Genomic DNA, 26,623 nt, shown 5'->3' with positions numbered 1-26,623 from the left:
TCTGTCAACACACAAGGCTGTCAGCGCGCAACACGCAATCCACCTTCGATCCCATCCGTACTGAACAAGATCTGCCAGAGCTGAAGGTCTCTTGCTCTGAAAGCCCCTGCACAAGAATTAAGATAGTAGCTGAACATCCGGCGGAAGCGGGCCGTGTAGCGTGTGGAAAGCGGTGGCCAGTTCTGCTGAAAGCGAGCGTGCCAGGCCATTAATGTACGATCGTAATCAGCTCCGAAATTGTGCCAGTCCTCCATCACCATGTAAGGTTCACTCGCCTGCGCAATATGCTGTATGGAGGGAATACAGCCGTTGGGGAATATATATTTATGAATCCAGGGATCGATGTGCGGGTCGGTCTTATTGGCCCCGATGGTATGTAGCAGAAACAGTCCATCGGGTTTTAGATTACGCCGTACGACGCGGAAGTAGTTGTCATAGTTGCGTGGCCCGACGTGTTCAAACATGCCTACCGACACCACGCGATCGAATTGCCGATCGAGATCGCGATAATCCTGTAATTCAATGGTGACGTTCAGATCCTGACAACGTCGCTGTGCCAGCACCTGCTGCTCTCTGGAAATGGTGATGCCGTAAACTGAAACGCCGTAGTGGCGTGCCGCGAACTCGGCAAGTCCGCCCCAGCCGCAGCCGATATCCAGCAGCGTCATCCCTGATGTTAGCTGGAGTTTTTCGCAGATCATGGCGAGTTTGTCTTCCTGCGCCTGTTCCAGCGTCTGTGCCTGTTTCCAATAGGCGCAGGAATATTGCATGTAGGGATCCAGCATCAGGGTAAAGAGGTCGTTACCTAAATCGTAATGCGCTTTACCGACAACCTGAGCGCGTCGACGGGATTGTAAATTCGTGACGCGGGAGAGCGCGATCCGCGTGAGATCGTGCAGGCGACGGGGTAACTTAGCCTCCAGCCCAGCCCGCAGGACGCGATGGGAAAACATGTCCAGCCGTTCACACTCCCACCATTCATCCATGTAGCTTTCTCCCAGCCCCAGCGATCCCTCACACAGGATACGCTTAAAGAAATTAGGGTTGGTCACGCGGATGTCAAAAGGGCGGGTGCCGTTGATGGTGATATCCGCGGTGGCCAGCATGTCCTGCACGATGTGGAACCAGGGCGCGGTATTAGGATCCCATTCTTCTGTATAAGGTAAACCCATCATGTCTCCTTAACTTTATGTAAAAGTATCGTAAAACACACCAGGACAACACTTATCGCAGCCGAGGTATCGGCTGTCACCAGAGAAAATGAAACACGGTATTAAATTTTTAACTGCTTCAGCCAGCATACAAGAGAATTGGCTGAAGCAGAGAAGGGAAGCAGCAGGAATAAGAAAATCGTCTGTACAGAATGGCTGCGGCTAGCGGCGATAGTCGAGGTAGGGGCCGTCTGCAACCGAGCGGCGTTCAATCAACGTTGGGTGCACTTCAATGACGTGCGCATCTTCCCGTTTACTGGTAATACGATCCAGCAGCATCGCGAAAGCGGACTGTCCCAGACGCTCTTTTGGCTGGTGGATGGTGGTCAGCGCAGGCGTAAAGAAACGCGCGTGGCGCACGTTGTCATAACCGATCACCGAAATGTCCTGCGGCACGCGCAGACCCAGCTCGTCAGCCGCACAGATAGCCCCCATTGCCATGATATCACCGCCGCAGAATACGGCCGTTGGACGCTGTTTCTGTGCGAGGATCTGATGCATGGCTTTATAGCCGGATTCCGGTTCGAAATCGCCCCGAACCACCCATTCGTCGCGTACGGTGATGTCGGCTTCCTTCAACGCTTTCAAAAAGCCGAGGTAGCGTCCGCTGCCGGTGTTGCGTTCTTGAGTGCCGGGGATGGCACCGATATCCCGATGGCCGCGTTCAATCAGGTAGCGACCTGCCATATAACCGCCTTCAAAGGCGTTATCGATAATCGTATCGGTAAAATCGCTGTGCATCTGTCCCCAGTCCATCACGACCATCGGAATGCTGCGATAATCTTCCAACATCGACAGCAGCTCTGGTGGGTATTCAGCGCACATCACCAACAGGCCGTCGACGCGTTTTTGCGCCAGCATGGAAAGATAGGCGCGCTGTTTACCGATGTCGTTATGTGAATTACACAGCACCAGCGTGTAGCCTTTGGCATAGCAGCTGTTTTCAACGGCTTCAATGATCTCGGCGAAATAGGGGGCTTCGCTGGATGTGGCCAGCAAACCGATAGATTTAGTGTGATTAACTTTGAGGCTGCGCGCGACGGCGCTGGGCGAATAGTGCAATTCTTTGATTGCCGCCCTGACGGCTGCCTTAGTCTCTTCGGCGACGAAACGTGTTTTATTGATCACGTGCGATACGGTTGTGGTGGAAACGCCAGCACGTTTTGCCACATCTTTAATCGTTGCCATCTAAAAATGACTCCTGAACTTACCTGTTACAGACGTAAGTATATTGTTAATCGTTTGCCTACGTTTAATGTTCTTCTTCTAAGCTAAAAAACAGGATTTCAGAAGGAGAATGCCGAATGTTATACCGAAGGGATCTGGGTTGACGTTTTTCGACTGATACGCAGCGCTTTCATAAACAGCGGATTGTGTCCGATTTATCATGAAAGTGAAAGGGCTAATTTATACTATTAGTGATGCATTCGTCCGAGATTTTTCGCTACAATTATGAAAGAATCGTAATAACCCTATTATTTGTGGCTTTAACTACCTAAACGGGTTCGGCTGTGAAGGGGGGGCTTTTCAGATGAAGCTTTCAGATAAAATTTGTTCGTTAATAAGGAGTAATTTATGGATACAGATCTGAAGATGTCTTTGCTGACAACGGTGGGCTCGTTGGCTGTGATCATCGCATTTAGTTTTATTGCGGTGCTGAACTAACCAAACGGTGCCTCTGGGCGGGTTAGGTATTCAGACACGTTGATGCTACATAAAACGTGTCTGAATCGCTTGTCTTCACATCGCTTTTTTTACTACGTACAACTTTTCTCTTAACGAATCGTCTGCGGCGTCACCACGCGACGTGCGCCAACATAGTGCTCCTGCCAATAATCTTCACTCAGCTTGCTGATACGAATATCTGAGCCTGTACGCGGCGACTGGATAAATTTCCCTTCACCCAGATAAACCCCGACGTGATCGGCTGCGCCACGATTATTGATGCGGAAGAAGACCAGATCGCCACTTTCCAGCTCGCTCTTTTTAATCGGAGCGGCGTCACGCAGGTGATACATTTCGTTTGCGGTGCGTGGAATTTGGATCTTAACGACATCTTTGTAGGCGTAATAGACCAGCCCGCTACAGTCGAATCCGGTAAAGGGAGAGGAGCCGCCCCAGTGGTAAGGTTTACCAATCTGGCTCATCAACTTATTCATTGCGGTCGTTTTGGCATGCTGATAGCGTTTTTTATGCGCTGCGCTTAGCGCCATTCCTTTTTCTGTCGGCGCTGGATTTTTATCCGCTTTTCCCTTGAGTGCAGTCTTCTTCAGCCCGGTTTTGACTCTGGCTTGTGCGGTTGTTTGTTTCTCTTCTTCAGGCTTCAGCTTTTTAAGATTTTTTTTCACTAGCGCGGGCGTGCTGCTTTGCGTCCGTGACGGCTTTTTTTCTGTCACTTTGCTCGCGGTGCGGGATTTGGTTTTATTGCTGACGGCGGTAGGTTCTGGTTTTTTGCTTTTGATCGGCGTCGGTGATTTAGCATTACCCTTTGTTTGGCGGCTTTTCTTATTCGTTTCTACCACGGCGCTTTTCTTTGGCGCAGAATTCGGGGTATGCGGCGCAGCCTGAACGATGTTCAGGGATAGATTACTGAAAAATAATATAAAAAGAGTAATAAATAAGCGCATAATAACAGTGACCGAACATAATCCTTAACTCGCTCAATCCTCACAGTATTCCTGAAAACGGCGTCATAAAAAAGTGGGCACGGTCGCTTTATTCATACAGAATAGTGAAAAAACGTTAATAGTTATTTTTTCGATTGATTTATCAGCGTTTTCTGGCGTTGATTTCATCAATGATGAATGCCTTCAGGAAAAAATAACCCTACAAAAAATGGCGTTTTTTTGTGGCTAGTGGCATCGGTACAATATCACTGAGTCAATGTCGCTGTCGTAGCATCTCTGACGGCGGCTCATGGCTAGCGTTTTGGACGTTAGCCATCCTATAGAATTAAGGAAGCAAGAAGATGACGACACCGACAATTGAAAAAATTCAGCGCCAAATTGCTGAAAACCCGATTCTGCTGTACATGAAAGGCTCCCCGAAATTGCCAAGCTGCGGCTTTTCCGCACAGACGGTTCAGGCGTTGTCTGCCTGTGGCGAACGTTTTGCGTATGTTGATATTTTGCAGAACCCAGACATTCGTGCTGAGCTGCCGAAATACGCGAACTGGCCGACATTCCCACAGCTGTGGGTTGATGGTGAGCTGATTGGCGGCTGTGATATCGTGGTTGAAATGTTTCAGCGCGGTGAACTGCAACCGCTGATCAAAGAGACTGCAGACAAATACAAAGCGCAGCAGGCCGATCAAGAATAATGCTTTCGCCTGACGTAATGACGAGATCAAATGTTGTTACGATGCGAGTAAATCCTTCCAACGGGTGCCTTACGACACCCGTTTTTTGATCTCAGCCTTTTCAGTCTTCGGCTGACGCGTCTTCCAGCGAATTCTCTTCCAGTGCAATCGGCCATCCGCCCAGACGTTTCCAGCGGTTAACCAACTCACAGAACAGCAATGCCGTCTGGTTGGTGTCATACAGCGCGGAGTGCGCCTGGCTGGAATCAAACGCAATACCGGCGGTAATACAGGCTTTAGCAAGAACCGTTTGGCCTAACACCAGCCCGCTAAGTGCTGCAGTATCGAAAGTGGCAAAAGGGTGGAAGGGATTACGTTTTAGGCTACAGCGCTCGGCTGCCGCGGCCATAAAGCTATGATCGAAGGTGGCATTATGCGCCACGATAATCGCGCGGTTGCAGCCCTGATCTTTAATGCCTTTACGCACGACTTTAAAAATTTCATGCAGCGCATCATATTCGCTCACCGCGCCACGCAGCGGATTGGTGGGGTCAATACCGTTAAACGCCAGTGCGGCGGGCTCCAGAATCGCGCCCTCAAAAGGCTCGACGTGAAAATGTAGCGTTTCATCTGGCTGTAACCAACCGTCTTGATCCATTTTTAATGTTACCGCCGCAACTTCCAGCAAGGCATCGGTTTTCGCATTAAATCCGGCGGTTTCAACATCTATCACTACCGGGTAAAACCCACGAAAACGGCCGCTCAGGGCGTTCAGATCACTTTTATCAGCCATTTTTCTCTTAATTGTTAGCAAAACGCAGCGCGCATTATTGCAAATTTTGACCGGAGATGCAGCATGCCCGTTGCGGTTTCAAACGGCGGAGATAGCAGAAGAAGGGGGGAGAACAGGTGCCGGTGCAGCACCTGTGGAATGCGGGGGATTAGTGACCGATGCCGTTGCCAGCGTGGGCGTTCTCGATCAATTCGATTTTATAACCGTCTGGATCTTCGATGAACGCGATCACGGTTGTGCCGCCTTTGACCGGGCCCGCTTCGCGCGTTACATTGCCACCCGCTTTGCGGATACGCTCACAGGTTGCGGCAACATCGTCAACGCCCAGCGCGATATGACCATAGGCGTTGCCCAAATCATAGCTGTCGACGCCCCAGTTGTAAGTCAGTTCGATAACCGCACCTTCGCTCTCTTCGGTATAGCCGACGAAAGCCAATGTATATTTGTATTCGGTATTCTCGCTGGTGCGCAGCACGCGCATGCCCAGGATTTGGGTATAGAAATCGATAGAACGTTGTAAATCGCCAACACGCAGCATGGTGTGAAGTAAACGCATAGTGTCCTCGTTAAAAAGTGCAACAAAGAGGGAAGTATAGCGTTGTGGCTCTACCGAGTCCAAGCTGTTGGGATGATGCTAAAAATGCGACACTATAGTGAGGTTTGTGTTAAAACGTACTCTCAGGAGGGGTAAATAGCGCGTTGGGGCAATTTTAGTCTGCCTGACGTGTAAAAAAATCGTCAGTTATTACAATGGTTACCTAATTATTTTCATTGTGACTGTCCGTTTGGGCTTGCCAGCGGTAAAGAACAGGGCTTCAATAAATAGAGTTGTAGCAGGAGGTGTTGTGCCAGAGCAACTTGAACTCTTTGTTGTCCCTAATCCATGCCGTGGTATTTGTCAGACGGATGAAGGCGGATATTGTCGCGGTTGCTTTCGCAGTCGTAATGAGCGCTTTAGTTGGGGCCAAATGAGTGATGCGCAGAAACAGGATGTGCTGCGTTTGTGTCGGCAGAGAATGAAACGCTCACAGCGTTCAGAGAAATCCGATACACCAGCAGAGTCCCGTCAGCCATCGTTGTTCTAAGTTATCTTGCTTTAGATGATCTATTTACGTGAAATTTTGTTTAAGCAACGCAGGAGCGTTCGATTGAATAAAATAAGCCTGAGATCATTTTTAAAAGACTTTTATTTGATAGAATCCATTTCATGATGGAGCTATTTTTACAACAATAAAGTCATTTTTTATTCTTATAAATCAGAGTTGATTGCAATCCAGGGATATAACTTAGCGTGCTAACAATAAGGAGAGGTGATGGAATTGCCATTAGGATCTGATTTAGCCCGTCTGGTGCGCGTATGGCGTGCGCTGGTCGATCATCGATTAAAACCACTTGAACTGACTCAGACGCATTGGGTCACGTTGCATAACATATACCATCTACCCCCTGGGCAGTCGCAGATTCAACTCGCCAAAGCGATAGGTATTGAGCAACCCTCATTAGTCCGAACACTGGATCAGCTTGAGGAAAAAGGGTTAATCACTCGCCACGTCTGTGCGCACGATCGTCGGGCAAAACGTATTATGCTGACCGAATCAGCAGAGCCAATCATACAGGCAGTCAATGGTGTAATTAGCCATACACGTAGTGAAGTCTTATTTGGTATTACGCCGGAGCAGGTTGATGAATTAGCGCTGTTGGTTTCGCGTCTTGAGAAAAATATATTGGCATTACATGAGAATCAAGCGTAGCTAAATTTGGGTTACGCAGAGGGAGAATTAAATCCCGGCAATATTACCAGTATCGATTATTGGTTATTTATTCCGGGAGTTGATTATTCGTTGTGACGATCGCCGCAGAAAGTGGCGATCGTCACACAGCATTATCGTGGGGAAACGGTAATACTGCGGCCATTGTTAGCCATGGCAACGCGTTGACCTGCGCTGAATTTCGTATCGCCTTGTTTCTGTACCACCATGATGGTACTGCCATCATCACGACGAATTTCCAATTCTACGCCCTGTGTGCGGTTCAGCGCACCCGTAGCGCTTTGACCCGCAACACCACCGGCTACTGCGCCAGCTGCTGTCGCCAGGCTACGACCGGAACCGCCACCGATCGTGTTGCCCAGGAAACCACCCAGCACAGCACCGCCGAGCGCACCGATCACGTTAGAATCTTCTCCCGCCTGAATTTGAACCGGACGCATAGAAACAATCGTACCGTAGGTCACGGTCTGCACTTGTTTCGCTTCGGATGCGCTGTAGACATCACCTGAAAGCGTACTGGTATTAGCACAACCAGCCAGCGTGATACCAGCAAGGGTAACCACAAGCAAACGCTTCATCATAATACAAACTCCTTAATAGCGAATATGTCGGGCTGGCTCAGCCTCGGCCGACGCAGTGTTATACCAATAAATTATGGTCTGGCTCAGTGTAGCATGCCACTCTTTTTACTCTTTTTTTCAGAATATGATAGTGCGCTTAAATTGCGTATAAACAGAGAAGTAAATAGTACGAGAAAGGGCTTTTTTTGTAGCAAATATTATCAAAAATCGATAATTGGTTAAAACCTAACCCGTGTGGCAAAAACGTAAAAAATTTAATAATTCAGCGTGTTAACGTGCTACTTTTATTCTCAACGTAACGGTTGTTATCGATGTTCTCTTTTTATCCCACAGGGGCAAAGGCTATATAATGAGATCAGGCAGATATATTGGCGTAATGTCCGGCACCAGCCTTGATGGTGTGGATGTTGTGCTAGCCGCGATTGACGAACATACGGTTGCTCAGCAGGCCAGCTACTGTCACCCGATACCGCAGGATATCAAGATGGCCATCCTGGGGATGTGTCAGGGGCAGGCGGTGACGCTGTCGGCGCTGGGACAGCTGGATACCCGTCTGGGCATCTTGTTTGCCGAAGCGGTGCTGACGCTGCTTAAAGAGACGGAGCTGGGAGCGCAGGATATCACAGCGATTGGCTGCCACGGGCAGACGGTCTGGCATGAGCCTACGGGCGATGCGCCTTGTACGTTGCAGATCGGCGATAATAACCGCGTTGCCGCCTTGACGGGCATCACGACCGTAGGGGATTTTCGCCGCCGTGATTTGGCTTATGGCGGGCAGGGCGCTCCGCTGGTGCCATCGTTCCACCATGCGTTGCTGTTGCATCCTGTCGAACGACGTATTGTGCTCAACATCGGGGGCATCGCTAATTTGTCGCTGTTGGTGCCGGGTGCGCCCGTGCGTGGCTACGACACCGGTCCCGGAAATATGCTGTTGGATGCCTGGATCTGGCGGCACTGCGCGCAGCCGTATGATAAAGACGCCGCGTGGGCGATGAGTGGTCAGGTGAATCCGCTATTGCTACGCCGAATGTTGACCGATCCTTATTTTGCGTTGCGAGCGCCCAAAAGCACCGGGCGTGAGTATTTCAATCTGGGCTGGCTGGAAAGAATGCTGGCGGGCCTGCCGCCGATAGCGCCGCAGGATGTTCAGGCTACGCTGGTTGAGTTAACGGCTGTGAGCATCGCTGAACAGGTGCTGTTGGTCGGTGGGTGCGAACGCTTGCTGGTTTGTGGCGGTGGCGCACGTAATCCGCTCATTATGGCGCGTCTCTCGGCACTGCTGCCGGGTATCGAAGTCAGCACGACGGATGAGTGTGGCGTGAGCGGCGATGATATGGAAGCGCTGGCATTTGCCTGGCTGGCGTCACGCACGCTATCAGGGCTGCCGGGCAATCTGCCGTCCGTCACGGGAGCGAGTCAGGAAACGGTGTTAGGCGCGATTTATCCGGTCAACGCGGATTAATCAGATTTTGCCGAGAGGTTCATCGTTATCCTCTTGTTAAACTTAAGTGAGCGGCAGCGTCAGTTGCCGCCATCGACAAGAATGACAGGAGAAAAGAATGAAACGATTGCTGACAGGGACAGCGCTGATTCTGCTGAGCGGATGCAGCTATTTTGGTCATAAACAGACGGTGGAAACGCTGCATTATCAATGTGGGACAATGCCGCTAACTGTGACGCTACAGCAGGGCGGTGAAGCGACTCCGCAGGTGAGTTTCCTGCTGGACGGTGAACGTCTCACACTCCCTCAAGTGGTGTCCGCGTCTGGCGTCAGATACAGCAATGACACCTACACATTCTGGAGCAAAGGCGATCGTGCATTTATCCAACGGGGTGAACGGGTTATCGTAGACGATTGCGTATTGGCACCGACGTAACTGACGCCGCACGCTAGTGATGTCGCTGCTGATTGCGATTTTTCGGGTACGGGAGCAAAATGGGATTTTCGCCCGCTTCTGGCCCGACATTGCGACAGCAGGATATTATGACTCAGGAACGCTCCCCTTCTGACAGTTCTCCTCTTATTCAACCCGCCGATATTGCTGACATCCGCCGTGAATACACGCGTGGCGGGCTTCGCCGTAGCGATCTTCCCGCGAACCCGCTGGATTTATTTGAACGCTGGCTCAAGCAGGCCTGTGACGCACAGCTGGCCGATCCCACCGCGATGTCCGTTGCGACCGTGGATGAGCACGGGCAGCCTTACCAGCGTATCGTTCTGCTGAAACACTATGATGAGAAAGGCATGGTGTTTTATACCAATATGGGCAGCCGCAAAGCCCATCATCTGGAAAACAATCCACGTATCAGCCTGCTGTTCCCTTGGCATATGCTGGAGCGGCAGGTCATGGTGCTGGGACGCGTAGAGAAGCTGCCGGCGCTTGAGGTGCTGAAATATTTCCACAGCCGCCCGAAAGACAGCCAGATTGGCGCGTGGGTATCAAAGCAGTCCAGCCGGATTTCAGCGCGCGGCGTGCTGGAAAGCAAATTTTTGGAATTGAAGCAAAAATTCCAGAATGGCGAGGTGCCTTTGCCAAGCTTCTGGGGTGGCTTCCGCGTCGTGATCGATTCTGTCGAGTTTTGGCAGGGCGGCGAACACCGTCTGCATGACCGATTTTTCTACCAGCGGCAGGACGAGGGCTGGCAGATCGATCGTTTAGCGCCTTAATCGCGAAATATCCGTGTTAAACGCTGGCGCTCCTATCATCAGCACTTTATCCTATGAAGTTTCGCGTTGACTGGGCATTGCGCGGCGATATGACGTTCATAGCCTGTTGCGTAAAAGTCATGCAGCAGCGAAATCATCATGCGACAGCAGACAGGTATGCTGCGCATCTCTCACGGCGTTGTGCGTAAACCCAACGGGAACGTAACGGCCTATTTTTATAAAAATGGAGTTATCGATGGCGAGTAGTAACCTGATTAAACAATTGCAAGAGCGGGGCTTGATTGCCCAGGTGACGGATGAGGAAGCGTTAGCAGAGCGGCTGGCGCAAGGGCCAATTGCACTGTATTGCGGCTTTGATCCCACCGCCGACAGCTTGCATTTGGGGCATCTGGTGCCGCTGCTCTGCCTGAAACGCTTCCAACTGTCTGGCCACAAGCCCGTTGCGCTGGTTGGTGGTGCCACGGGGCTGATCGGTGACCCAAGCTTTAAAGCCACAGAACGTAAGCTGAACACGGCTGAAACCGTGGGTGAGTGGGTAGAGAAAATTCGCCGTCAGGTGTCTCCATTCCTGGATTTTGACTGCGGTAACAACAGCGCGATCGCAGCCAATAACTACGATTGGTTCGGCAGTATGAACGTGCTGGATTTCCTGCGTGATATCGGCAAACACTTCTCCGTTAATCAGATGATTAGCAAAGAAGCCGTCAAACAGCGTTTAAACCGTGATGACGTCGGCATTTCGTTCACCGAATTTTCCTACAACCTGTTGCAGGGATACGACTTTGCCTCGCTGAACAAGCAGCATGATGTCGAGCTGCAAATCGGTGGTTCCGACCAATGGGGTAACATCACGTCCGGTATCGACTTGACGCGCCGCATGAACCAGAAACAGGTTTACGGTTTGACTGTGCCGCTGATCACCAAATCTGATGGGACGAAATTCGGCAAAACGGAAGGCGGCGCAATCTGGCTGGATGCTAGCAAGACCAGCCCTTACAAATTCTACCAGTTCTGGATCAACACGGCGGATGCCGATGTGTACCGCTTCCTGAAATTCTTTACGTTCATGAGCCTCGAAGATATCGATGCGCTGGAAGAAGAAGATAAAAATAGCGGCAAGGCTCCACGCGCGCAGTACGTGCTGGCGGAAGAAGTGACCCGTATGGTTCACGGCGAAGCAGGTCTGGAAGCAGCTCGCCGCATTACACAAAGCCTGTTCTCTGGCGCATTGCAGGATATGACGCAGGACGACTTTGCGCAGCTGGCGCAAGATGGTATGCCGATTATCGAACTGGAAAACGGTGCGGATTTGCAACAGGCGTTGGTCAGCGCTGAGTTAGTGCCGTCACGCGGTCAGGCCCGTACGATGATCTCTTCGAATGCGGTCACCATTAACGGCGAAAAACAGGCTGACCCTGAATACACTTTCAGCGATGCCGACCGTCTTTTTGATCGCTACACCTTGCTGCGTCGCGGCAAAAAGCACTACTGCCTGATCTGCTGGAAAGCATAAGCATTACCGATAAGGGAGCGTTAGCTCCCTTTCTTCTTGTAAGTTGAGGCGCACAGGCGCTGGCAAGGATCTGAGTCATAGCTAATGAAAAATATACTTTCCATCCAATCACATGTCGTTTTTGGTCATGCCGGTAACAGCGCGGCAGAGTTTCCGATGCGTCGGATGGGCGCAAACGTTTGGCCGTTGAATACGGTGCAGTTCTCTAATCATACCCAATACGGTCACTGGACGGGATGTGTGATGCCCGCCAGCCACCTGACCGAGGTAGTGCAGGGAATTGCGAACATCGACAAACTGAAGACCTGTAATGCGGTGTTGAGCGGCTATATCGGCTCCGCCGAGCAAGGGGAACATATTCTGGGTATTGTTCGTCAGGTGAAAGCGGCTAATCCTGATGCGCTGTACTTCTGCGATCCGGTGATGGGTACGCCGGAGAAAGGCTGTATCGTCGCGCCCGGTGTGTCTGATTTCCACTGCCAGCAGTCTCTGCTCGCGGCCGACATTATCGCGCCGAATCTGCCTGAACTGGAGCTGCTGGGTGGCCGTACCGTACATAACGTGGCGGAAGCCGTAGAGACCGCGCGCGCTCTGTGTGAAAAAGGGCCAAAAATCGTTCTGGTAAAACACCTGAGTCGCGCCGCCACGCGTGAAGACAGCTTTGAAATGCTGCTGGTGACGCCGACGGATGCCTGGCACATCAGCCGCCCGCTGGTAGAATTTGAACGTCAACCTGTCGGCGTGGGCGATTTGACCAGTGGATTACTGCTGGTGAACTTGCTGAAGGGCGTGGCGTTGGATAAAGCGCTGGAGCACACGACGGCGGCGGTCTATGAAGTCATGCTGGTGACGAAAGAGATGAATGAGTATGAGCTACAGTTGGTTGCGGCTCAGGATGGGATTGCCAATCCGCGTCATCACTTCCAGGCGATTCGCCTGTCGTAAAACGTATAACGCCCCGACTACCGGGGCGTTATTGCATGTTAACCTTTCAACCTTTCAACCTTTCAACCTTTCAACCTTTCAACCTTTCAACCTTTCAACCTTTCAACCTTAAGCGCGGTAACGACGGAAGGGCGCTCGGCAATATGGTCGAGGTAAGCCGCCAGCGCAGGGTAGCGGAACATATCCAGTTTTAGCGACTGCGCCCAGCGCATCACAGTAAACAGATACGCATCGGCGATACTAAAGCGGTTGGCGACCAGATAGTTCTGTTCACTCAACACCAGATTGATATAGCGGAATTTGACCTGCAAATACTCCATCAGCAGCTCTTTATACGTTTCCGGCGTGCCAGGACGGAAGAGCGGCGTAAACGTTTTGTGCAGCTCAGCAGAGATGTAGTTCAGCCATTCGAGCGTATGGTAGCGCGCCATGCTGCCAGTCGGAGCGATAAGGTTACAGTGCGGAACCAGATCGGCAATGTACTCGGCAATAGCGACACCTTCAGTCAGGATAGACCCATCATCCAGCTCTAACGCTGGCACCATCCCTTTCGGGTTGATGAACGTATAGTCGGTTCCACGCTCTGTCTTTTTCGTGCGCAGATTGACCTTCTCCAACTTGAATTCCAATTTGGATTCGATCAAAACAATGTGTGTAAAAAGAGAACTGCTTTCAGCTTTGTAAAACAGTTTCATGGAAACCCCTTCCTATTATTATTTTTCCATCAACACATGCGCTGATGATTGTTGAATAATTACATGTCGTTTTTTTACAACAAAACGTAACGGGAGAGTGTGAGGCCTCTTGCAAAATACTCCTTATGTAGGATTTTTGCGTGAAATTTGGGCGATTTTGGCGGCACACAATCAAATTTTCATACGTTATTCCTGGGCGATCTTCTGGGTTCTAACAGCGGCGATCGGTAAAGCCATATAGCGTATGACAGATGCTGCTTTTGGCTGGGGCAGAAACCGCAGCAGTACGGATTGTGAAGGCGATTTCTGGGGCGGCAAGATCGCGAGAGGCAGAGGGGAGAAAGGATAGGTCTGGGAAGCGTTTTTCGACGCATGACTTATAGCGGTTAATTAATCATTGCTAAATCTGTTGATAAGAAAAATTTCATTAGTGACAGGTTTCGTATTTTTCATGATACCGTCGATTTAAGTTATTTCCCCATGGTGAGCGTCTAATGGATATTTAAAAATAACAATAGGAAAAGGTATGAAGGGGAACTATTGCAAAGTGAAGTTAGTTACATTACCCCTTTATTTATCGCATGTAATAAGTGAGGGGTAGTTATGTTCAACGGTTTTCGTAACGCGCGTGCAATATTAATGTGTAGCGACGTTTCCAATTATACGTTACATCTTGTCGACATTTTTTCTATCAGTGATGGAAAAATAAATACGCTTCCCGAGTAACTATTATCACCACATCAAGACACAGAGAATACGCCGATAAAAATCGGATAAGCCGTAGGCTGCTTACGCCTAGGCGTTAGGCGGCTCATGTTGGCTAATAGTGCGTATTGTCTGATTCGATTCATTATCATGAGGTTACTATGAAAAAGAACAGGTTATTATTTTTTATAGCCTTGGCTATTCTTCTCGGGATTGTTGTCGGCGGTGCCTGTCATTCTTTATTAACGGAGCAGGAGGCCAAAGAGGTCGTATCCTACTTTAATTTAGTGACCGATGTTTTTCTGCGCCTGATAAAAATGATTATTGCGCCATTGGTATTCGCCACCTTGGTTTCTGGTCTTGCTAGCATGGGGAATTCTTCTTCCGTTGGCCGAATAGGGCTGAAGGCGATGGTGTGGTTTATTTGTTCTTCCGTGGTTTCTCTTTTTATTGGCATGATGTTAGCAAACATCTTCGAGCCAGGCGTTGGAATGAATCTCGCTATTCCAAGTACGCCAATAGCGGTAGATACCGGCGTGAATACCGGTGGATTTACACTGAAAAGCTTCATTGCCCATATATTTCCACGCAGCATCGTCGAAGCGATGGCGAATAATGAAATATTGCAGATTCTAGTGTTCTCCATGTTTTTCGGTTCCGCGCTGGCTTTTGTGAAAGGCCAGAATAAACATGCTGTCACGATGGAATCGATGATAGAAGAACTGGCGAAAGTGATGTTCCGGGTGACGGACTATGTCATGCGGTTAGCGCCTCTGGCCGTGTTTTCCTCACTGGCGTCGTCTATTACGACCGAAGGGCTGGGGCTTCTCCTCGACTTTGGCAAAGTCATTGGTGAGTTCTACCTGGGTCTTGCGCTGCTATGGGGGCTCATGTTCGGTGCTGGTGCGTTGTTCCTCGGTAAGAAAGCAACCTGGGGTCTGATCAAACTGCTGCGTGAACCCAGTATGCTGGCGTTTGCCACGGCCAGTAGCGAAGCGGCTTATCCGAAAACGATGGAAGCGCTGAGCGAATTCGGCGTTCCTAAAAAAATCACCAGCTTTGTACTCCCGCTGGGGTATTCCTTTAACCTTGTCGGTTCCATGATCTATCAGGCTTTTGCCATTCTGTTTATCGCACAGGCTTACAATATCCACTTAAGCTTGACGGAGCAGACCCTGATTCTGCTGACGCTGATGATCACCAGTAAAGGTATGGCTGGCGTGGCACGTGCTGCGGTCGTGGTAGTCGCTGCCACCTTGCCGATGTTCAGCTTACCGGAAGCGGGCATTTTGCTGATTATTGGTATCGATCAGTTCCTGGATATGGGCCGTACGGCGACCAATGTGATTGGTAACGGCATGGCGACCGCGGTTGTTGCCAAACTGGAGCGAAATCATGACCTAGAAGAGCAAGACCATGAGCATTCCGACGAAGAGGCGCCCGTGATGGCTACCGGGAATGTCTAAATTAGCGTCAGGTTAATACACTGAGATAGGCGGCCTTCGGGCCGTTTTTCTCTTTTCTCTCCTCCGTACGCGGCCGTGACTGTTTTTCATCCCTTCACGTTCCCATTGGCGTTTATTCTGATTTGCTTCTTTTCAATAGTTAACGGCTATCGCTGCGTTCATATCGCATTGTTGCAAAAACGTTATTTTTTGTTTGTGTTATCTTTAAATAAGACCGCAAGCTCAGGCTGGTTATTGATTAATCGCCCGATGCAGAATAACGAATATACCCTAAATAATTCGAGTTTCAGGCAGACGGCAAGCGAGGGAATCCCGATGAGCTTACTCAAGTAAGTGATTCGGGTGACCGAATGAAGCCAACGCACATGCAACTTGAAGTATGACGGGTATAGCAAGTTCACTTGGGAGGAAGCATGTCATCACACCTTCGCGACACTTGTCTGGACACACTGACGGTACAGAAGCAGACTTACCATTACTACAGCCTGCCGACGGCGGCGAAAGCGCTCGGTAACATCGATAAATTACCGAAGTCGCTCAAAGTGCTGCTGGAGAATTTATTGCGCCATCAGGACGGCGACACGGTAGAGCAGGCCGACCTTCAGGCGGTCGTAGACTGGCTGAAAACGGGCCACGTTGATCGGGAAATTGCCTATCGTCCCGCGCGCGTTCTGATGCAGGATTTTACCGGCGTGCCCGCCGTGGTCGATTTGGCGGCAATGCGAGCGGCGGTGAAACGGCTAGGCGGTGATGTAAATAAAGTTAACCCGCTGTCGCCGGTCGATCTGGTTATCGACCACTCGGTGACGGTTGACCACTTCGGCGATCGTCAGGCTCTCGTGGATAACACGCAGTTGGAAATGACGCGTAACCGTGAGCGCTATGAGTTTTTGCGCTGGGGGCAAAATGCCTTTAGTTACTTCAGCGTCGTGCCGCCGGGAACCGGAATTTGCCACCAGGTGAATCTGGAGTATCTCGCCAAGGCCATCTGGTACGAAAAGCAGGGCGACAAACAGTTTGCCTATCCCGATACGCTGGTGGGAACCGATTCGCATACCACGATGATTAACGGTTTAGGTGTGCTCGGCTGGGGCGTTGGCGGGATAGAGGCCGAGGCAGCGATGCTGGGGCAGCCGGTTTCGATGCTGATCCCTGACGTGGTCGGCGTCAAGCTAAGCGGCAAGATGCGCGAAGGGATCACGGCAACCGATCTGGTCCTGACGGTCACGCAGATGCTGCGTAAACACGGCGTGGTCGGTAAGTTTGTGGAATTTTACGGTGATGGACTGGATTCGCTGCCATTGGCGGATCGCGCGACCATCGCCAACATGGCACCGGAGTATGGTGCGACCTGTGGCTTTTTCCCCATCGACCAAATTACGCTCGATTACATGCGGTTGACCAACCGTGCGGAAGAGCAGATCGCGCTGGTGGAAGCCTACAGTAAGCAGCAGGGGCTGTGGCGTAATGCGGGTGATGAACCGGTCTTTACCAGCCAGCTTGCACTGGATTTGTCGACGGTAGAAACCAGTCTGGCAGGGCCGAAACGCCCGCAGGATCGTGTACCGTTAGCGGGCGTGCCGGAAGCCTTTCAAGCCAGCCGGGAGCTGGAAGTCAGCACGGTGAAGAACCGTTCTGACTATGAAGAATTCACGCTGGAAGGCGAAACGCACCGTTTACAGCAGGGGGCTGTCGTGATCGCCGCGATTACTTCCTGCACCAACACCTCTAACCCGAGCGTGCTGATGACGGCCGGGCTGCTGGCAAAAAATGCCGTAGAGCGCGGTCTGAAAACCAAGCCGTGGGTCAAGACCTCGCTGGCACCCGGTTCGCGGGTTGTAACGGATTACTATGCTAAAGCGGGACTGACACCGTTCCTCGACGAACTGGGATTCAATCTGGTGGGCTACGGCTGTACCACCTGTATCGGTAACTCCGGCCCGCTGCCGGATGCGATTGAAGCGGCGATAAAAGCAGGCGATCTGACGGTTGGCGCAGTGCTGTCAGGTAACCGTAACTTTGAAGGCCGTATTCATCCGCTAGTGAAGACGAACTGGCTGGCATCGCCGCCGCTGGTTGTCGCGTATGCGTTGGCGGGGAATATGAACGTCGATCTAACGAAAGAACCGCTAGGTGAAGATCGTGACGGAAAAGCCGTTTATCTGAAAGACATCTGGCCGTCGACGCAAGCGGTGGCGGATGCGGTATTGAACGTCAGCGCAGGCATGTTCCACAAGCAATATGCTGCCGTGTTTGAAGGCACGCAGGAGTGGCAAGATATCGAGGTTGACAACAATCCTACCTATCAATGGCCGGAAGAATCGACCTATATTCGCCAGACGCCTTTCTTCCTGGATATGGGGAAAGAGCCTGAGCCGGTTCAGGATATCCACAACGCGCGCATTCTGGCGATGCTGGGTGATTCGGTGACAACTGACCATATTTCACCGGCAGGTAACATCAAGCGCGATAGCCCGGCAGGGAAATATTTGCTGGAGCGCGGCGTCGAAACTGCGGAGTTCAACTCTTACGGTTCACGACGCGGTAACCACGAAGTGATGATGCGCGGGACGTTTGCCAACATTCGTATCCGTAATGAAATGGTGCCCGGTAAAGAGGGTGGCTATACCCGCCACATCCCGTCGCAGAATGAGATGACGATCTATGATGCGGCGATGCGCTACAAGGACGAAAGTGTCCCACTGGCGCTGTTTGCTGGTAAAGAGTATGGATCCGGCTCCAGCCGTGACTGGGCCGCGAAAGGCCCGCGCTTGCTGGGTGTCCGCGTGGTGATTGCCGAATCATTCGAGCGCATTCACCGTTCTAACCTGATCGGGATGGGGATTTTGCCGCTGGAGTTTCCTGACGGTGTGACGCGTAAAACGCTGCAATTAACCGGCGATGAGCAAATTTCGATTACGGGTCTAAATCAGCTGACGCCGGGGGCGACGGTTGAGGTCAACATCACGGATGCCAGCGGCAACACGCAGACAATTAGCACTCGCTGCCGCATCGACACCCGTAACGAACTGACCTACTACCAGAACGACGGCATCCTGCACTACGTTATCCGCAATATGCTGTAATTTTATGTCTCGCCACCGAGGGCTGAAATCCGGCTCTCGGTGGATTCGCTCAACTCGAAGAACGAGTACATTAATAGTACGCTGCTTCATCCTTCCTCAACGGTACGTTTCGGACGTTACCGTGCGTAAATGCTATCGCAGAGACGACGCTTCTTCGTGAATCGCTGTGCTTTTTCGATTTTAAGATATACCTGACGACGTATGTCCTGTCGTCTGAAAAGCGGTAAAAAGAAGGGGGAATACACAGTTCGCCTTGCGTAACGACGATGCTGGGATTTTCATACAGCGTCCATTCCTGTGGCTGAGCGGTTCTTGTGCTGATAGCGATCAGTGTAGGTTGATAATCCTGCGCATCGCTAACTAAAAAACAGAGATCGTTTTCCGCTTGTCTGACTGACGTCAATTCGTCTGGCTGTAATCGATCGCCTGAACCGGGACAACCGACAAGAAGAAAACTTGCCGCTATAAGCAGAAATGCCGGCAATTTTGCGGTAAATGTCATCGTTAATTCCAGGGAAAGAACTGCATGGTTTTTTGATATTGTTGCTGTATTTCTGTCTCAGAAATATTGCCATCAAGGGTCACATCTCCCCGCGCCCTCAGCATTTTCCACGCTTGATAGCCGTATGTCTTTAAAACGAAATAATCAGCGATTATTTGCGCCTGCTGCTCCATTGGGTAGCATCTTAATGCGTGACGACCAAGCTTGTAGCGATAGCTGACAGCCCAGCTTACTAAGCCTCTAAATATGACATTCATACCTCGCTCACGCTGCCAGACATGGCTCACTGTATAACGTTCATTCTTGGCGGTTAAGAAAGATATATTAACCCTAACGCACCAGCACACGTTTCTTCACATTAAATACTCGAATCCTCAGATGAATTGTGGTTATGTTGTCATGATGCTAACTACATGGGGAATAAGTAAAAACTATTGCCCAGCCACGCCCCGAATACATCGTCAATGTCGCTTGAGAATGACGGGGATATAACAGGAGGTTATATGAATGAGTTGATCAAAAAACGCTTTAAACACTCACTGCTGTTTCTCACGCTGTGTGCAACAGGCGCGATGACATCAGCCTTTGCTGCTCAGGTTCCCGCGGGTGTGGAACTGGCGGATAAACAAGAGCTGGTGCGAGGTAATGGTTCAGAGCCTGCGTCGTTGGATCCGCATAAGGTGGAAAGCGATGTGGAAGGCCACATTATTAACGACTTCTTTGATAATCTGGTTCGCGTGGGCGATGACGGCACCATTCAGCCGCGACTGGCCGAACGCTGGGATAATAAAGACAACACGGTGTGGACGTTCCACCTGCGGCCTGATGCCAAATGGTCCGATGGTTCACCGATTACTGCGGATGATGTGGTATACAGCTGGCGACGCCTTAGCGACCCTAAAACGCTGTCACCTTACGGCACCTACGTCGCCAGCATGTATGTGAAGAACGCGGCGGATATTCTGGCGGGCAAGAAAGCGCCGGATTCGCTAGGCGTGAAAGCGCTGGATAGCCACACGGTTGAAGTCACGCTGGAACACCCGCTGTCGTATTTCCTGGAAATGTCGGCGTATCATGTTCTGGTACCGCTGCCGAAAGCGGTTCTCGAAAAACACCCTGATAACTGGACGCAGGTCGGGAATTTCGTCAGCAGCGGCCCCTATACGCTGAGCGAATGGGTGGTTAACGAACGTATCGTCGGCAAGCGCAATAGCCAGTATTGGGATAATGCGCATACCGTCATTAACAAAGTGACGTACCTGCCGATCAGCTCGCAGGCGGCGGAGCTGAATCGCTATAAATCCGGCGAAATTGATGTCACGGGCATTTTGTCGCCCGTTCAATTTGCATCGCTGAAAAAAGAGTATCCGCAGGAGGTGAAGGTATCACCACAGATCGGAACCTATTTTTATCGCTTCAATACGCAAAAAGCGCCTTTTGACGATCCCCGCGTCCGTCGCGCACTGGATCTCAGTTTGGATAAAAATATCATCGCAAACAATGTGCTAGGTATGGGGCAGACGCCTGCTTACAGCTTGATTCCCAAAAATATAGGGGGATTCCAGCGCAAGGATCCCGAGTGGGCAAACTGGACGCAGCAGCAGCGTAATGACGAGGCGAAGAAACTGTTGAAAGAGGCTGGGTTTGATGACAAGCATCCACTGAAATTCAACCTGCTTTACAACACCTCTGAGTCGCATTTACGCGTGGCAATTGCAGCCAGTTCAATGTGGAAGAAAAATCTTGGGTCAGAAGTGACGTTGCAAAATCAGGAATGGAAAACGATGCTGGATACCGTACGTACCGGTAACTTTGAGGTGGTCAGACAGTCCTGGACCGGGGATTACAACGAAGCCAGTACGTTCTTGAATACTCTGGAAACGAATGACAGCAACAACAACGGTAAATTCAGTAATGCACAATATGACGCGTTGTTGAAAAAGGCGCTGACGGCGAAGGATAAGCAGGAGAAAGAGGCGATTTATCAACAAGCCTCGGATATTTTAGATAGCAACATCCCTTTGTTGCCCATCTACTACTATGTCCAGCCGCAGATGGTTAAGACCTACATCGGTGGTTTTTCTCCCAACGTGCGTGGTGATTATTACACGCAAGACATGTACATCCTCAAGCACTGATCCCAATAAAACAGCCGGTTAAAAAACCGGCTGTTAGCATTGAAAGAAACGATCCTGACGCGAACGGGATCGTTACTTCATATCGAGCAGGTGCCCCATTTTGGCAGCCTTGGTCGCCAGATAGTTCTCATTCTTCGGGTTGCGCCCGACGATTAATGGCACGCGCTCAACGATATTGATGCCTGCTTCGTTGAGTATTTTCACTTTCTGCGGGTTGTTGGTCAGCAAGCGAACTTCATCAACGTCGAGCAGCTTGAACATATCGGCGCACAACGTGAAATCGCGCTCGTCGGCGGCGAACCCAAGCTGATGATTGGCTTCCACCGTATCAGCCCCCAGATCCTGTAACGCATACGCGCGGATTTTATTGAGCAGCCCAATATTACGGCCTTCCTGACGGTGGTATAGCAGCACGCCGCGACCTTCTTCGGCGATGTGGCTCAGTGCCGCTTCAAGCTGGAAACCGCAGTCGCAGCGCAGGCTAAACAGGGCATCCCCCGTCAGACACTCGGAGTGCACGCGGGCGAGTACGGGAACTGAACCGGAAATATCACCATAAACCAGAGCGAGGTGATCGTGGCCTGTGGCGATCTCTTCGAAACCGACCATCAGGAAATCGCCCCACGGGGTGGGCAACTTGGCTTCCGCCACCCGTTTTAGCTGCATACTTTTCTCCAAAAAATCTGTATCCAAAAAGCCGTGTCCAAAAACGCTGTGTCCACAAACAAGAATGCTGAGGCGAATCCTACTGCGACCCATCGCGCTTGACCAGCAAAAAAGCCTGTTTAAGAACATCACAAAAATTGAATTACAACTTGGCCTGACCATCGTCTGGTTTCAGGTTCGTTGACAGAACTGAGCGCTATTTTACGCCATACTGACAGTTCGTGTCGGATTTTCTGATAGAATTGTGAAAGTTTTGTTGCAAGGCATCATGCTGAATTATTGGAAGAAACTATCTGCATTACGGGAAGAGACTATGTACGAAATTGCCAAACGAACAACCATTGGTGCAGCGCTATTACTGATTATGCCAATGATGATCTGGATGAGCGGTTGGCAGTGGCAACCGGAGTATGACGGACTCTGGTTACGCGTACTCTTCTGGATTACCGAAACGGTGACCTCGCCGTGGGGCATTCTGACCAGCATTGTGCTAAGCATCTGGTTTCTCTGGTGTCTGCGTTTTCGCCTGAAACCTGCGCTCGGCCTGTTGGTCATCATGGCAATTACTGTGCTGATTGGGCAGGGAATCAAATCGGCGATTAAAGAGTGGGTGCAGGAATCACGGCCCTATGTGGTCTGGCTGGAAAAAAATCATCAGGTGGACGACAGCTATTTCTATTCGCTGCCGCGCAGTGAGCGTTCGGAACTGGTGAAAACGCAGTTGCAGGACCAAGCGCAGATTCCACAGTGGCTGCGCAGCCACTGGCAGTTTGAAACCGGCTTTGCTTTCCCCTCCGGACACACCATGTTTGCTGCAACCTGGGCGCTGCTGGGCGTCGGGCTGCTGTGGGCACGTCGCCATTATAAAACGGTGGTGATCCTGATGCTGTGGGCTAGCGGCGTGATGGGCAGTCGTTTGGTACTCGGCATGCATTGGCCGCAGGATCTCGTGGTGGCGACGTTAATTAGCTGGCTGCTGGTGGTGGTCGCCAGTTGGCTGGCGCAGCGTTGGTGCGGCCCGCTCTCGCTCCAGTATGAAGAAAGTTAAAGAGCAGGCGGAGGAGGATGCCGCCGAAAATAAATCCTCGTAGCCCTTGAGTTGTCGTTCCTGTTTTAGGTTGTACTCCATAGATAATCCCCAGTAGCACGTAATCTGCGGATGGCATTCGTCATCCGCATTTTTTATGACGCCGCCTTGTCGTCACCCTGCGGGCCGTTGCTGACGTAACGTTAAAAATCGCTCCCGTCTCTGTTTCTTCCCGACTCTTGCCGCTATCGCCTCGCGCAAAATGTAAACAATTTGTGAGCTGCTTCGCTATTCCTGTTTTTGCAGTTGGACAATTTTTCGGTTGGTTGTAAAACTTCATTTGAATGTTAATTCAATATTGAATATATATTCAAACAGGAGAATAACAATGAAACCTTACCGTCTGAAATCCTCCCTGCTGGCCGTCATGTTTTCCTTCTCTGCCGGTGCGTTCGCCGCAGATAACGGGTTGATCGCCATAATTACCCCTTCACACGACAACCCATTCTTTAAAGCCGAAGCCGAAGGTGCCAGAACCAAAGCCATCGAACTGGGCTACACCACGCTGGTGGCGTCGCATGACGATGACGTCAGCAAACAAAACCAGCTGATTGAAACTGCCATTGCCCGTAAGGCGAAAGCCATCATTCTGGATAATGCCGGGGCTGATGCGACCATTGGCCCGTTGAAAAAAGCGAAAGCCGCCGGTATCCCAGCCTTCCTGATCGACCGTGAAATCAATGAAACCGGCGTGGCCGTGGCGCAGATCGTTTCCAATAACTATCAGGGCGCGCAGCTCGGTGCGGAGAAATTCGTCGAACTGATGGGGCAGAAAGGCAAGTACGTCGAGCTGATTGGCCGCGAGTCAGACACCAATGCGCACGTTCGTTCGCAGGGCTACCACGATGTAATCGATCAATATAGCGACATGAAGCGAGTCGCCAGACAAACGGCGAACTGGAGCCAGACGGAAGCCTTTACCCGTATGGAAGCTATCTTGCAGGCAAATCCAGATATCACTGGCGTGATTTCCGGCAATGACACCATGGCGTTAGGTGCCGAAGCCGCGCTGAAAGCGGCGGGGCGTCACGACGTGATTGTGGTGGGTTTTGACGGAAGCGACTACGTGCGCGATTCCATCATCAATAAAGGCAACATCAAGGCCACGGTGCTGCAACCCGGTTGGCAACAGGCACAGATGGCGGTCGAACAGGCGGATTATTACCTGAAGAACGGCAAGGCACAGCACGAAGAAAAACAGCTGATGGACTGCATTCTGATCGATGAATCTAACGCGACCAAACTCAACACCTTTGCGTTGAAACCGTAATTAAGGCGACAGGAGCGTCAGCTCCTGCTGATAAAGGAGTCGTTATGCTGTTCGATGAACGATACCGCGCCAGTTGGATTGGGCTCTGCGCCTTGCTGCTGTCGGCCTGTACGGTGGTCGATCTGGATGAAAACGGTAAGCCGATCATTCCGGTCGATCCGGCTTCTGTGCCGGGCTATAGCACCATGACGCCAGAGAACATTGCGACAGCGCTGTGGCAGCCGAAGTTGCTCCCAACTGCGCAGCAGCAGGCATTGTCCTGGGATGACGTGAAGAAAACGCAGGCCGCGCTGGAGGATTCAGGACGTAAACCGGTCTACGCACGGCTTCAGGGCACGGTCAGCGGGATTGACCGGGAAAGTCGCGAAGGAAAATTGACGCTTGATGTGCAAGGTGACGCGGTCACGCTTCAACTTGGGCCGATCGTCAAAGGTAATGCCATTCGCGATGCGGCTGGGTTTATTCGCTTTGATGACTTCAAAAATCAGGTCCAGTTTGCCCAACTGGCCCGCGCGCTGAATAACAAAGCGCTCGCGTCGTTGCCTGAGCTGGATGCAGGTGTGCAGGGTAAACCTGTCAACGTACTGGCGGCGCTGGTGATAACCAAGCAGGGCATCAGCGAAGCGGTGCCGATGACGTTAAACCTGACTGAAACGAGCGGAGGAGGGACGCAGTGATGGAAAAACCAGACGCTTCTCTGCAATCAAACGCGGTGAGCCGACCCGATATCGTCATGGCGACCCGCGGTATCACCATGCTGTTTCCCGGCACCAAGGCGCTGGATAACGTCGACTACAACGTTTATCGCGGCAAGGTCAACGTGATTATCGGTGAAAACGGGGCGGGCAAATCGACGCTGATGAAGATTCTGGCCGGCGTGCAGCAGCCGACGTCCGGCCAGATTCTGCTGAATGGCGAAGCGGTGCGCATCGCGGATACGCGTGATGCGGCGGCAAAAGGCATTGGCATGGTGCATCAGGAACTCAACCTGTCCGAGAACCTGAGCGTGGCGGAGAACATCTTCCTGGGCCGGGAACTGCAAAAAGGTGTTGCGCCTATCGATTATCTGACACAGGAGCGGATTGCGGCGGAGCTGATGGCGCGTCTCGATCAGGATATTTCGCCACGTACCGAGGTCGCCAGCCTGAAAGTTGGCCAACAGCAGCTGGTGGAAATCGCCAAAGCGCTGGCGGATCAGGCCGACATTCTGATTCTGGACGAGCCCACTTCCGCGCTGAGCAAAACCGAAGTGGAGATTCTGTTCCGCGTGATCCGCGAGCTGACCCGCCAGAATGTGTCGATTATCTACATTTCACACCGGCTGGAAGAGCTGATGGCGATTGGTGACTACATCACCATCCTGCGCGACGGGTGTTTTCAGGCAGAAGCGGCCGTCAGCGACATCGACGTGCCGTGGATCGTGCGGGAAATGCTCGGCGGTGACCCTGTCACCAGCTTCCTGCATCCAGGCAGAACGTTTGGCGCGCCGATATTGGAAGCGGAACACCTTACCTGCCTCAATGATGCTGGGCATCAGGTGGTTAATGATGTGTCGCTGATGGTGCGTGAAGGGGAAATCGTCGGTATTTACGGGCTGATGGGCGCGGGCCGCACCGAACTCTTCGAGTGTCTGCTGGGTATTCAGAATGACTATCTGGGCAAGATTTATCTCGATAGCAAACCGGTGAATCCGCGGCTTGCTACCGCGCAGCGCATTCGTATGGGCATGAGTCTGGTGCCGGAAGATCGCAAGAAAACTGGCATTTTTCCGCTGTCTTCGGTGGCCTCCAATCTCACTATCGCCAGCCTGTGGCGGCGGCTGAAATACGGTATGGCGATCTTCCAGCGGCAGGAGCAGGAGGTGGTTGCCAGCACGATTGGGCAACTGGCGATCAAAGTTTCTTCGCCCGAGGTGGAAATTCAGGCGCTCAGCGGCGGCAACCAGCAAAAAGTGGTGATTGGTCGCTCGTTGCTGACCAGCCCCAAGGTGCTGCTGCTGGACGAGCCAACGCGGGGCATCGATGTGGGTGCCAAAGCCGACGTATTTGAAATGATGGTCGGGCTGTCCGAACAGGGCATCGGCGTGCTGTTCTCCACTTCGGATCTGAAAGAAATTATGGCGGTATCGGACCGTATTTTGGTGATGTCGAACGGCAAGCTGACGGCGAATATCGTGCGTCAGTCGGCCAGCGAGTCGGCATTGGTTTCGGCAAGTGCACAAGGGTTCTGA

At 51.5% G+C, this 26,623-nt stretch carries 26 protein-coding genes; 16 read left to right on the top strand and 10 right to left on the bottom strand.

Annotation, left to right across the window (positions count from 1 at the left end):
• Positions 1–20: 20 nt before the first annotated feature.
• Both cfa and purR read right to left on the bottom strand, forming a co-directional pair.
• Complete coding sequence (gene cfa / locus HP572_RS10335; protein WP_240585738.1) at positions 21–1,172, bottom strand: cyclopropane fatty acyl phospholipid synthase; 1,152 nt, start codon at positions 1,170–1,172, stop codon at positions 21–23.
• 201 nt (positions 1,173–1,373) lie between these two features.
• The gene (purR, locus tag HP572_RS10330) at positions 1,374–2,399 is read right to left on the bottom strand and encodes an HTH-type transcriptional repressor PurR (protein WP_010276588.1); all 1,026 of its coding nucleotides are present in this window, start codon (positions 2,397–2,399) and stop codon (positions 1,374–1,376) included.
• Between the two features lie 387 nt (positions 2,400–2,786).
• On the opposite strand from purR, the gene HP572_RS10325 reads away from it, so the two are divergent.
• The gene (locus tag HP572_RS10325; protein ID WP_014915740.1) at positions 2,787–2,876 is read left to right on the top strand and encodes a YnhF family membrane protein; all 90 of its coding nucleotides are present in this window, start codon (positions 2,787–2,789) and stop codon (positions 2,874–2,876) included.
• 110 nt (positions 2,877–2,986) lie between these two features.
• Here the strand turns inward: HP572_RS10325 and HP572_RS10320 are convergent, their stop codons facing one another.
• On the bottom strand, positions 2,987–3,838 hold the full coding sequence (locus HP572_RS10320) for a C40 family peptidase (protein WP_240585553.1): 852 nt from the start codon (positions 3,836–3,838) through the stop codon (positions 2,987–2,989).
• A gap of 341 nt (positions 3,839–4,179) precedes the next feature.
• On the opposite strand from HP572_RS10320, the gene HP572_RS10315 reads away from it, so the two are divergent.
• Entirely contained in the window at positions 4,180–4,530 is a 351-nt protein-coding gene (locus HP572_RS10315; RefSeq protein ID WP_010276591.1) for a Grx4 family monothiol glutaredoxin, read from the top strand.
• A gap of 100 nt (positions 4,531–4,630) precedes the next feature.
• Here HP572_RS10315 and rnt read toward each other — a convergent pair whose 3' ends face one another.
• Positions 4,631–5,302 (bottom strand): ribonuclease T, encoded by a 672-nt coding sequence (gene rnt / locus HP572_RS10310; RefSeq protein WP_039279581.1) that lies wholly within the window; start codon positions 5,300–5,302, stop codon positions 4,631–4,633.
• A gap of 148 nt (positions 5,303–5,450) precedes the next feature.
• Entirely contained in the window at positions 5,451–5,858 is a 408-nt protein-coding gene (gene gloA, locus HP572_RS10305; RefSeq protein WP_010276601.1) for a lactoylglutathione lyase, read from the bottom strand.
• Positions 5,859–6,147: 289 nt separating this feature from the next.
• Between gloA and HP572_RS10300 the strand changes: the two genes are divergently transcribed.
• The gene (locus HP572_RS10300) at positions 6,148–6,387 is read left to right on the top strand and encodes a DUF1289 domain-containing protein (RefSeq protein ID WP_010302285.1); all 240 of its coding nucleotides are present in this window, start codon (positions 6,148–6,150) and stop codon (positions 6,385–6,387) included.
• 228 nt (positions 6,388–6,615) lie between these two features.
• The gene (gene slyA / locus HP572_RS10295; protein WP_010276609.1) at positions 6,616–7,053 is read left to right on the top strand and encodes a transcriptional regulator SlyA; all 438 of its coding nucleotides are present in this window, start codon (positions 6,616–6,618) and stop codon (positions 7,051–7,053) included.
• Positions 7,054–7,184: 131 nt separating this feature from the next.
• Here slyA and HP572_RS10290 read toward each other — a convergent pair whose 3' ends face one another.
• A complete protein-coding gene (locus HP572_RS10290) occupies positions 7,185–7,652 on the bottom strand; it encodes a glycine zipper 2TM domain-containing protein (RefSeq protein WP_205555138.1) in 468 nt (155 codons plus the stop codon).
• Positions 7,653–8,001: 349 nt separating this feature from the next.
• Here HP572_RS10290 and anmK point away from each other — a divergent pair, with 349 nt between their 5' ends.
• From anmK to pdxY, 5 genes are all read left to right on the top strand, one after another.
• Positions 8,002–9,114 (top strand): anhydro-N-acetylmuramic acid kinase, encoded by a 1,113-nt coding sequence (anmK, locus tag HP572_RS10285; RefSeq protein ID WP_014915735.1) that lies wholly within the window; start codon positions 8,002–8,004, stop codon positions 9,112–9,114.
• Between the two features lie 97 nt (positions 9,115–9,211).
• Positions 9,212–9,529 carry an MliC family protein gene (locus tag HP572_RS10280; protein WP_205555136.1) on the top strand — a complete coding sequence of 106 codons (318 nt, stop codon included), beginning with the start codon at positions 9,212–9,214 and terminating at the stop codon, positions 9,527–9,529.
• 107 nt (positions 9,530–9,636) lie between these two features.
• Complete coding sequence (pdxH, locus tag HP572_RS10275) at positions 9,637–10,320, top strand: pyridoxamine 5'-phosphate oxidase (RefSeq protein ID WP_240585737.1); 684 nt, start codon at positions 9,637–9,639, stop codon at positions 10,318–10,320.
• A gap of 235 nt (positions 10,321–10,555) precedes the next feature.
• On the top strand, positions 10,556–11,833 hold the full coding sequence (gene tyrS / locus HP572_RS10270) for a tyrosine--tRNA ligase (RefSeq protein WP_205555135.1): 1,278 nt from the start codon (positions 10,556–10,558) through the stop codon (positions 11,831–11,833).
• 84 nt (positions 11,834–11,917) lie between these two features.
• Entirely contained in the window at positions 11,918–12,778 is an 861-nt protein-coding gene (pdxY, locus tag HP572_RS10265; RefSeq protein WP_109411202.1) for a pyridoxal kinase PdxY, read from the top strand.
• Between the two features lie 86 nt (positions 12,779–12,864).
• On the opposite strand, the gene gstA is transcribed toward pdxY, so the two are convergent.
• Complete coding sequence (gstA, locus tag HP572_RS10260) at positions 12,865–13,473, bottom strand: glutathione transferase GstA (protein ID WP_039525649.1); 609 nt, start codon at positions 13,471–13,473, stop codon at positions 12,865–12,867.
• 866 nt (positions 13,474–14,339) lie between these two features.
• On the opposite strand from gstA, the gene HP572_RS10255 reads away from it, so the two are divergent.
• Both HP572_RS10255 and acnA read left to right on the top strand, forming a co-directional pair.
• Positions 14,340–15,644, top strand: a complete 1,305-nt coding sequence (locus tag HP572_RS10255) for a dicarboxylate/amino acid:cation symporter (RefSeq protein ID WP_240585552.1) — start codon at positions 14,340–14,342, stop codon at positions 15,642–15,644.
• A 413-nt stretch (positions 15,645–16,057) separates the two neighbouring features.
• Positions 16,058–18,730 carry an aconitate hydratase AcnA gene (gene acnA, locus HP572_RS10250; RefSeq protein ID WP_240585551.1) on the top strand — a complete coding sequence of 891 codons (2,673 nt, stop codon included), beginning with the start codon at positions 16,058–16,060 and terminating at the stop codon, positions 18,728–18,730.
• 70 nt (positions 18,731–18,800) lie between these two features.
• Here acnA and HP572_RS10245 read toward each other — a convergent pair whose 3' ends face one another.
• Positions 18,801–19,232 (bottom strand): putative T6SS immunity periplasmic lipoprotein, encoded by a 432-nt coding sequence (locus HP572_RS10245; protein WP_240585550.1) that lies wholly within the window; start codon positions 19,230–19,232, stop codon positions 18,801–18,803.
• 2 nt (positions 19,233–19,234) lie between these two features.
• Complete coding sequence (locus HP572_RS10240; RefSeq protein ID WP_240585549.1) at positions 19,235–19,489, bottom strand: hypothetical protein; 255 nt, start codon at positions 19,487–19,489, stop codon at positions 19,235–19,237.
• 246 nt (positions 19,490–19,735) lie between these two features.
• On the opposite strand from HP572_RS10240, the gene HP572_RS10235 reads away from it, so the two are divergent.
• Positions 19,736–21,370: an ABC transporter substrate-binding protein gene (locus HP572_RS10235; RefSeq protein WP_240585548.1), complete on the top strand. Its 1,635-nt coding sequence runs from the start codon at positions 19,736–19,738 to the stop codon at positions 21,368–21,370.
• Positions 21,371–21,442: 72 nt separating this feature from the next.
• On the opposite strand, the gene ribA is transcribed toward HP572_RS10235, so the two are convergent.
• Positions 21,443–22,036, bottom strand: coding sequence for a GTP cyclohydrolase II (ribA, locus tag HP572_RS10230; protein WP_010276651.1), 594 nt, complete (start codon positions 22,034–22,036; stop codon positions 21,443–21,445).
• Positions 22,037–22,349: 313 nt separating this feature from the next.
• On the opposite strand from ribA, the gene pgpB reads away from it, so the two are divergent.
• From pgpB to HP572_RS10210, 4 genes are all read left to right on the top strand, one after another.
• Positions 22,350–23,084 carry a phosphatidylglycerophosphatase B gene (pgpB, locus tag HP572_RS10225; protein ID WP_240585547.1) on the top strand — a complete coding sequence of 245 codons (735 nt, stop codon included), beginning with the start codon at positions 22,350–22,352 and terminating at the stop codon, positions 23,082–23,084.
• A gap of 367 nt (positions 23,085–23,451) precedes the next feature.
• Positions 23,452–24,393, top strand: a complete 942-nt coding sequence (locus HP572_RS10220) for a D-ribose ABC transporter substrate-binding protein (protein WP_010276654.1) — start codon at positions 23,452–23,454, stop codon at positions 24,391–24,393.
• A gap of 44 nt (positions 24,394–24,437) precedes the next feature.
• A complete protein-coding gene (locus tag HP572_RS10215; RefSeq protein ID WP_240585546.1) occupies positions 24,438–25,070 on the top strand; it encodes a DUF2291 family protein in 633 nt (210 codons plus the stop codon).
• Positions 25,070–26,623, top strand: coding sequence for a sugar ABC transporter ATP-binding protein (locus tag HP572_RS10210; RefSeq protein WP_240585545.1), 1,554 nt, complete (start codon positions 25,070–25,072; stop codon positions 26,621–26,623). The genes HP572_RS10215 and HP572_RS10210 overlap by 1 nt, the downstream gene beginning before the upstream one ends.

The organism is Pectobacterium sp. PL64, assembly GCF_022477975.1.
GTDB classification, from domain to species: domain Bacteria; phylum Pseudomonadota; class Gammaproteobacteria; order Enterobacterales; family Enterobacteriaceae; genus Pectobacterium; species Pectobacterium jejuense.
This window is presented reverse-complemented; position numbering and strand designations above follow the sequence as displayed.